The organism is Streptosporangium minutum (genome assembly GCF_002149035.1).
In the GTDB taxonomy this organism is placed as follows: domain Bacteria; phylum Actinomycetota; class Actinomycetes; order Streptosporangiales; family Streptosporangiaceae; genus Streptosporangium; species Streptosporangium minutum.
Genome location: NZ_NGFP01000332.1, coordinates 1 through 8705 on the forward strand (window position 1 = coordinate 1; position 8705 = coordinate 8705).

At 68.4% G+C, this 8705-nt stretch carries 5 protein-coding genes and 1 rRNA gene; 4 read left to right on the forward strand and 2 right to left on the reverse strand.

What is annotated here, in order from left to right:
• A 16S ribosomal RNA gene (locus tag CA984_RS40165) occupies positions 1-143 on the reverse strand; the annotation flags it as partial.
• A gap of 565 nt (positions 144-708) precedes the next feature.
• On the opposite strand from CA984_RS40165, the gene CA984_RS40170 reads away from it, so the two are divergent.
• Together CA984_RS40170 and mgrA are read left to right on the forward strand one after the other, a co-directional pair.
• Positions 709-2796: a S9 family peptidase gene (locus CA984_RS40170; protein ID WP_086578598.1), complete on the forward strand. Its 2088-nt coding sequence runs from the start codon at positions 709-711 to the stop codon at positions 2794-2796.
• Entirely contained in the window at positions 2793-3821 is a 1029-nt protein-coding gene (mgrA, locus tag CA984_RS40175) for an L-glyceraldehyde 3-phosphate reductase (RefSeq protein ID WP_086578599.1), read from the forward strand. Before CA984_RS40170 ends, mgrA begins: the two co-directional genes overlap by 4 nt.
• Positions 3822-3825: 4 nt before the next feature.
• Here the strand turns inward: mgrA and CA984_RS40180 are convergent, their stop codons facing one another.
• Positions 3826-6252: a lysylphosphatidylglycerol synthase transmembrane domain-containing protein gene (locus CA984_RS40180; RefSeq protein WP_242676442.1), complete on the reverse strand. Its 2427-nt coding sequence runs from the start codon at positions 6250-6252 to the stop codon at positions 3826-3828.
• Between the two features lie 124 nt (positions 6253-6376).
• Here CA984_RS40180 and CA984_RS40185 point away from each other — a divergent pair, with 124 nt between their 5' ends.
• Entirely contained in the window at positions 6377-6763 is a 387-nt protein-coding gene (locus tag CA984_RS40185; protein ID WP_278249096.1) for an RpiB/LacA/LacB family sugar-phosphate isomerase, read from the forward strand.
• Between the two features lie 344 nt (positions 6764-7107).
• Positions 7108-8667: a M28 family peptidase gene (locus CA984_RS40190; RefSeq protein WP_086578602.1), complete on the forward strand. Its 1560-nt coding sequence runs from the start codon at positions 7108-7110 to the stop codon at positions 8665-8667.
• The last annotated feature ends 38 nt before the right edge of the window (positions 8668-8705 follow it).

Below are 8705 nucleotides of genomic sequence, written 5' to 3' on the forward strand. Positions count from 1 at the left end.
TTATCCCAGAGTCGGGGGCAGGTTACTCACGTGTTACTCACCCGTTCGCCGCTCGAGTACCCCGAAGGGCCTTTCCGCTCGACTTGCATGTGTTAAGCACGCCGCCAGCGTTCGTCCTGAGCCAGGATCAAACTCTCCAAACAATGTTTGAAAGGTTTTCCCGACTGAAAGCACCCGACTCGCGTCGGATGTATCAACCAAAGGAATCCGTCCCCCACCGAGATGGGTTGGACGGGGTTGTGCTTCATGCACTGGCTTTTAACACACTGTTGAGTTCTCAAGAAACGGACGCGTTCTCCATCTTCCCGGCCAACTGGCCCGGCGTCCGGGGCGTTTCGTTCGTTCCGTTGTGTCTTTATTCTTTCAGGCCCGCTTTTTCGTGTCAAACCGGCCCGTTCGGAGCCACTTGACTTGATCTAGCTGGTCTTACCGGAATTCCGACCGCCTCGTCTCCGGGGCAACCCCTCAAACTTACCAGCCTCTGAGCGGCTCTGCGAACCGATCTTTGGAACCGTTGGTTTCAAGGGATTACCGACAAACACGGAGCAAGCCACACCGAAGTCACCAGAGTGATTGGAGTGGTTTGCGCCGGACCTTGCCGACATCGAAAGATTAGCAGTCCTCGAAGACCGCTCGGGACGGAACGACGAAGCCCGCCGAGGTGTTCCGGGCCGGGCCGGACCCGGCGGGAAACATAGACTCGACGGGGTGAGCAGCCAGACGCCGCCTACGGCGAAGAAGGTTCCCAGCGAGCGCGTGCACCACGGGGACACCGTGGTCGATGACTACGCGTGGCTGACGGTCAAGGACGACCCCGAGACGGTCGCATATCTGGAGGCGGAGAACGCCTACACGCAGCAGGCCACGTCCCACCTCAGGCCTCTGCAGGAAACGATCTTCCAGGAGATCAAGAACCGGACCCTGGAGACGGACCTCTCGGTCCCCACCCGCAAGAACGGCTGGTGGTACTACTCCCGGACCGAGGAGGGCAAGCAGTACGGCATCCAGTGCAGGGTGGCCGCCGACGGCGAGACTCCCCCGGAGCTGAAGGCGGGCGAGTCGCTCCCCGGTGAGCAGATCCTGCTCGACGGGAACGAGCTGGCCGGGGAGAGCGGCTTCTTCTCCATCGGCACCAGCACGGTCAGCCCCGCCGGCGATCTGCTGGCCTACTCCGTCAACTTCACCGGCGACGAGCGCTTCACCCTGAAGGTGAAGGACCTCGCCACGGGAGAGACCCTCCCCGACGAGATCCCCGGCATCTTCTACGGCGGGGCGTGGTCGGCCGACGGCACCGCCTTCTTCTACACGACGGTCGACGAGGCCTGGCGGCCCAACCGGGTCCACCGGCACACGATCGGCACCTCGGCCGAGGAGGACGTGCTCGTCCACGAGGAGGGCGACGAGCGGTTCTGGATCGGCATCGGGCTCAGCCGGAGCGAGCGCTACCTCGTGCTCTCCGCCGGAAGCAAGATCACCAGTGAGGTCCGCATCCTTGAGGCGGACGACCCGACGGGTGAGTTCCGTCTCGTCCGGCCGCGCGAGACCGGCGTCGAGTACGGCATCGACCACGCCGGCGACCACTTCCTGGTCCTGCACAACCAGAACGCGGAGAACTTCGAGCTGGCCACCGCGCCGCTCGACGCCCCGGGTGACTGGACCCCGCTGATCGAGCACCGCGAGGACACCCGGCTGCTCGACGTCGACGCCTTCCTGAGCCACACCGTCGTGCACTTCCGCCGTGACGGCCTCACCGGCATCCGCATCCTGCCCCGGGACGCCGGGACGGACCGGAGCGAGCGTCTCGGCTCCGCGTACGAGATCTCCTTCCCCGAGCCGATCTACGACGTCTCGCCCGCGGGCAACCCGGAGTTCGCCACCGAACGGCTCCGCCTCGGCTACACCAGCATGATCACCCCGCCGTCGGTCTACGACTACGACCTGCAGGCGCGCGAGCTGATCCTGCTGAAGCAGAAGGTCGTGCTCGGCGGCTACGACCCGGCCGACTACGAGCAGTTCCGCGAGTGGGCCACCGCCTCCGACGGCACCCGGATCCCCATCTCGATCGTGGCCAGGAAGGGCACCGAACGGCCCGCGCCCACCGTGCTGTACGGCTACGGCAGCTACGAGATCTCGATCGACCCGTCGTTCTCGGTGGCCCGGCTGAGCCTGCTCGACAGGGGCTTCGTCTTCGCCATCGCGCACGTCAGGGGCGGCGGTGAGATGGGGCGCCGCTGGTACGAGGACGGCAAGTTCCAGAAGAAGAAGAACACCTTCACCGACTTCGTGGCGGTCGCCGAGCACCTCAAGGCGGCGAACTGGTCGAGCGCGATCATCGCCAGGGGCGGTTCGGCCGGCGGCCTGCTGATGGGCGCGGTCACCAACCTCTCGCCGGAGACCTTCGCGGGCGTGGTCGCCGAGGTGCCGTTCGTGGACGCGCTGAACACGATCCTCGATCCGTCGCTGCCGCTGACCGTCATCGAGTGGGACGAGTGGGGCGACCCGCTGCACAACGCCGACGTGTACGAGTACATGAAGTCCTACTCGCCCTACGAGAACGTGGACGACCGGGTCTACCCGCCGATCCTCGCCATCACCAGCCTCAACGACACCCGTGTCTTCTACCACGAGCCCGCCAAGTGGATCGCGAAGCTCCGCGACGTCGCGGAGGGCGGCCCCTTCCTCCTCAAGACGGAGATGGGCGCCGGGCACGGGGGGCGCAGCGGCAGGTACGACGCCTGGCGCGAGGAGGCCCTCACCCTCTCCTGGATCCTCGACACGGCCAAGGTGAGCCCGTGACCTACATCGCGGCAGACGGCAGATACGACGGCCTCCAGCCGTACAACAGGGTCGGGAAGAGCGGGCTGAAGCTCCCGGCGGTCTCCCTGGGGCTCTGGCACAACTTCGGCGACGACAGGCCCTTCGACACCCAGCGGTCCATCCTCAGGAGGGCCTTCGACCTGGGCGTGACCCACTTCGACCTGGCCAACAACTACGGCCCGCCGTACGGCTCGGCGGAGACCAACTTCGGCCGGCACTTCCGGGAGGACTTCGCGAGATACCGCGACGAGCTGGTCATCTCCACCAAGGCCGGATACGACATGTGGCCCGGGCCGTACGGCGAGTGGGGGTCGCGGAAGTACCTGCTGTCCAGCCTCGACCAGTCGCTGAAGCGGATGGGGCTGGACTACATCGACATCTTCTACAGCCACCGGTTCGACCCGGACACGCCGCTGGAGGAGACGATGGGCGCGCTGGACCACGCGGTCCGGTCGGGCAGGGCGCTCTACGCGGGCATCTCGTCCTACTCGCCGGAGCACACCGCCGAGGCCGCCCGGATCCTGCGCGAGATGGGCACGCCGCTGCTGATCCACCAGCCGTCGTACTCGATGCTGAACCGGTGGATCGAGGGCGGCCTGCTCGACGTCCTGGAGGAGGAGGGCGTGGGCTGCATCGCGTTCTCGCCGCTGGCGCAGGGGATGCTGACCGACCGCTACCTCGACGGCGTCCCCGAGGGGTCGAGGGCCTCGCTGGGGCACTTCCTCACCCCGGAGATGCTCACTGAGGAGAGCATGCGGCACGTCCGCACGCTCAACGAGATCGCGCGGCGGCGCGGTCAGTCCCTCGCCCAGATGGCGCTGGCGTGGGCGCTGCGCGACAGGCGGGTCACCTCGGTGCTGATCGGCGCGAGCAGCGTCCGGCAGCTGGAGGACAGCCTCGGGGCGGTGGGCGGCCTGTCCTTCACCGACGAGGAGCTTGAGGCGATCGACAAGGACGCGGTCGAGGCGGGCGTCAACCTCTGGTCCGGTTCCAGCGAGGCCTGATCCCTCAAAGGGCCTCGTGTCGCTGCAGGTAGGCGAACGAGGCCCAACCGGGCAGGACCGGCAGCCAGAAGGTGAGCAGCCGGAACAGCAGCACGGCCGAGGTGGCGACCTCGGGAGAGAGGCCCGAGAGGGTCAGGCCGGCCGTGAGGGAGAACTCGACCGCGCCGAGACCGCCGGGGGTCGGGGCGGCGGAGCCGATGGCGTTGCCCGCCAGGAAGACGATGGCCACGGCGGCGAAGCTGAGGGAGCCGCCGAAGGCGCGGACGCTGGCGTCGAGGCAGGCCACGAAGAAGACGGTCAGCAGCAGGGTGCCGCTGAATCCCTCGATGATCTTGCGGGGCGACTGGAGCACGTCCAGCAGGCGCGGGATGACCCCGGAGAACAGCGACCGGATGCGCGCGGTGATCACCCGGCGCAGGCGGGGGATGGACACGGCGACCAGCATCAGCACGGCCACGGCCAGCACGATGAACACCAGCGTGCGCGACGGCGTGAAGGACGTGGCCGCGCTGGAGCCGGTGATGTAGGCGAACAGCAGCAGCAGCATGATGTGGAAGCCCAGGCCGATGAGCTGGGAGGCGCCCACGCTGGCCACCGCCTGCCCCGGGGGGATGCCGCGTTTCTGCAGGTAGCGGGTGTTGATGGCGACACCGCTGACCGCGGCCGGGGCGACCAGCTTCACGAACGACCCGGCGAACTGGACGAGCACGGTACGGCCCAGCGGGAGCTTCTCCGGCACGAAGCCCCTGAGCATCAGCGCGGCCGCGACGTAGCTCATCGCCGAGGCGATCAGCGCGACGCCGGTCCAGCTCCACTTGGCCGAACTGATCATGTTCAGGTTGATCTGGGTGATGTAGTAGACCAGGAAGTAGGCGGCGAAGGCGCTGGCGATGATGGTGATGAGGGTCCGCGGGCGGAAGCGCTCCAGACGGACCTCCTCGACCTCGACTTTGGGCTCCAGCTCGACGATCTGCTCGCGGATCGCGGTCAGCAGTTCCTTGTCCTTGTTGAGCGCGGCCCTGGTCTCGCGGGTGAGCGCGATCCGCTGGAGCAGCGGGAGTGCGCCGGCCAGCGTGTTCGGGCCAGCGACGGACGCGGCCGCGCGGACCGCGCGCTCGGCTCCGACGCGGAGGCTGAGATAGGTGAGCAGCTGGGCGATGTCGAGGCGGAGCAGGAGGTCGCCGGCGGCGATCTCACCGCTGCGGGCGTCCATGAGGATGACGCGGCCCTCGTCGTCGACGTGGATGCTGTCGCCGGTCAGGCGCCGGTGCGCGAGCCGCTGGACCTGCAGGAGCAGGACCTGCTCCCAGATCTGGGCGAGCAGGTTGTCGTCGATCTCCTCGTCGGGGATGTCGTCGAGGGCGCGGGTGGGGGTGTGCTCGTAGGCGAGCAGCGCGGCCTCGGTGCCGATCTCGCTGGTGCCGACGAGGCGGGGTGTGCTGGCTCCGGCGGCCTGCGCGGCGTATGCCATCAGGGCTTCGCGCTCCAGCTCGGCGCGGAGGGAGCGGATGGCCCGGCGCCGGGTCTCGGAGTTGAGCCGGATCCGCCGCCAGAGGCGGTAGAGGAGTCCGGCGACCTGGCGGTCGCGGTCGAGGACGGTGACGTCGAGGCGGCTGCCGTCCTTGAGGCCGATGGCGTATCGCCGGCTGCTCTGGTGGTCGTCGTCGAGCCTGCGGGCCCTGACCGGGACGAAGCCGAGCTTGGCGACCGCCGCGACGACCGCGCTGCCCGGCGGTCGGGTGTTGGGGCTGCCCACGCCGTACAGGGTGGCGTAGCCGACGGCCAGGCCGACCAGGATGGAGACGACGATGCCGAGGATGGTGGCGGCCGTGGCGGCGAAGAGGGCGATCGCGTTGAGCGCGACCGCGCTCCACAGGGCCGCCCGCCAGGTGGGCCGGCGGGATATCCGCACCGCGGTGACGTAGGCGATGACCGAGGTGAGCAGCGTGTTGAGGGGTTCGACCCCGGTGCGGTCGCCGGTCAGCAGGATTCGCAGGTCGTCGGGGCCGGCGTTGAGCAGCCACTCGCCGAGCGCGAAGGACAGCACCATTCCGGTGATGGCCGCGAACAGTCCCTCGGCCACCCGGAGACCGTCTCGGTGGAGCACCCGCTCGATGGCGTAGGCGGCGGGGACGCCCAGCATGGCCGCCCCGCTCAGCACCCCGACCAGGCCGCTGAGCAGGAACGGCGCCCGTCTCGTGCCGTCGATGACGTCGCTTTCGAGGCCGTTCAGTGTCTTCTGCGCGACGAGCGCGAGCAGCACCACGGCCGCCAGCGCCACCAGGGTGGCCAGGAAGCGCAGAAGGTCGGAGGGGCGCCGGATCCGCTGGGGGAGCAGTGGCTCGACGACGAGCACGACGGAATCGTCGCCCGTCGACGACCCCATGTCGTCAACGGGCGCAGCTTTGCCGCGTTCTCTGATTTTCGTCACCGCCAGCGATTCTGCACGTTCCGCATTACAGGTGCGTCACCGATCTTCTCTTCCAGTGTCCACAATCGGAGGCATGCGTATCTCACTAGCCTCCGACAGTCTCGACGGTATAGCTCCCATCCTGATGCCTGAGATCCGGAAAAGAGGGCACACCGTGATCGTCCATGGCGCCATGGCCGATGAGCGTGCCGACTGGGCGTGGTGCTGTTCCCGGGCCGCCGAGGATGTCGCCTCGGGCGCGGCGGACCAGGCGGTCGTGTGCTGCTGGACGGGGACCGGGGCGTCGATCGCGGCGAACAAGGTGGCGGGGGTCCGGGCTGCCCTGTGCGTGGACGCGGCGACGGCGGCCGGGGCCAGGCGCTGGAACGACGCCAACGTGCTGGCCCTCAGCCTCCGGCTGACGTCGGCGCCTCTGCTGGAGGAGATCCTGGACGCCTGGTTCTCGGGGAGCACCAGCTCTGACGAGACTGACCTGGCGAACATCGCCTACCTATCCGAGATCGAGAATTGACTTTGGGACCTGCGGCGATGATGGCCGGGGCGGGCGACGTCCTGAAAAGCTGATCATCATGCGCTGCAGCCCGTTCGCCACCGTGGTTTTCCCGTACCCGACCATAGCCACTCCCCGGCGGCCGCCGGCTTCCGGGGGACGACATCGGATACGCCTGCGCGCACTTATGCCCATGACACGACTACCGTCAAGTAGGGCCGGAGAACGTCCGGAACGCTGATTCGACTCCGCTCGACAACAAATGTGGAGACGGTCGTTAAAGATCGCGATTAATCCTACCGTCCGTCCCATCGCGATCATGGGGGATTTCCTGCCCCGCTCTTGCCGGTGCCAGAGGAGTTTGCATGCGCGCACGCGCTCACAGGAGTCTGCTGACCGCGATCACCGCGGCTTCGGCCATGGTTCTGCCCGTCGTCTCCGTCGTCCCGGCCTCCGCCGCCGCCGGACCCGACCCGCAGGCGTTCAGACAGTCGGTCAAGGCCCCGGCCGTCAAGCGGCACGTGGAGAGGTTCCAGCAGATCGCCGACGCCAACGGCGGCACTCGCGCCGCGGGCACCCCGGGTCACGAGGCCTCGGCCACCTATGTGGCGGACAAGCTGCGGGACGCGGGATACAAGGTCACCTTGCAGGAGTTCGAGTTCCCGTTCTTCCGCGAGGTCACCCGGACCGTGCTCGACCGTGTCTCGCCCGGCGCGAAGACCTATGTCCGCAACACGGATTTCAGGACCATGACGTACTCCGGTTCCGGGAAGGCGACGGGCACCGTGCAGGGGGTGGACCTGGTCCTGCCGCCGAGCCCGGAGCCCAGCTCCACCTCGGGCTGCGAGGCGAGCGACTTCGCCGGGTTCATCCCCGGCAACATCGCGCTGATCCAGCGCGGTACCTGCAACTTCCACCTCAAGGCCGAGCTGGCCCAGGCGGCCGGAGCCTCCGGTGTGATCATCTTCAACGAGGGGCAGCCGGGTGAGGGCGCCGACGACCGCCGGATCCTGCTGACCGGCACGCTCGGCACCCCCACCACGAACATCCCGGTCGTCAGCACCACCTTCGCCGTCGGCGACGAGCTGGCCGCCGCCGGAACGACGGTGACGCTCACCGCCGACACCGAGAGCGACCCGCACCGCAAGACGCGCAACGTCCTGGCCGAGAGCCGTCGGGGGGACCCGGACAAGGTCGTCATGCTCGGTTCCCACCTGGACAGCGTCGTCGAGGGGCCGGGCATCAACGACAACGGCTCCGGCAGCGCGGGCATCCTGGAGACGGCGCTGAAGGCGGGCGCCCTGCCCACCAGGAACAGGCTCCGCTTCGCCTTCTGGGGCGCCGAGGAGCTGGGGCTGCTCGGTTCCGCGCACTACGTGGCCGGTCTCTCCGCCGAGGAGAGGGCGAAGATCAAGCTGTACCTGAACTTCGACATGATCGCCTCGCCGAACCACGTGTTCGGGATCTACGACGGCGACGACTCGGACGCGACCGGCGCTCCGGCGGGCCCCGCGGGCTCGGACGAGATCGAGCAGTTCTTCGAGTCGTACTTCACGACGATCGGCAAGCCGTACACCGGCACCGACTTCACCGGACGTTCGGACTACGGCCCCTTCATCGGGGTCGGCATCCCCGCGGGAGGGCTGTTCACCGGCGCCGAGGGCATCAAGACCGCCGACGAGGCCGCCAAGTTCGGCGGCGAGGCGGGGGTCGCCTACGACAAGTGCTACCACCAGGCGTGCGACACCCTCGCCAACATCGACGACGAGGCTCTCGAGGTGAACACCGGCGCGATCGCGACGGCGGCGTTCGTCTACGCCCACAGCCGCACCCTGCCCGAGGCCGCCGCCCCCGGCCCCACCCGGCCGGGGACCGGCGGCGGCGGCCTCGGGCACGACCACGACCACAGCGGCGTCCCCAGGTAGCACCGCGCGTCGAGGGGAAGGGGAGGGTGCGGGGTAAG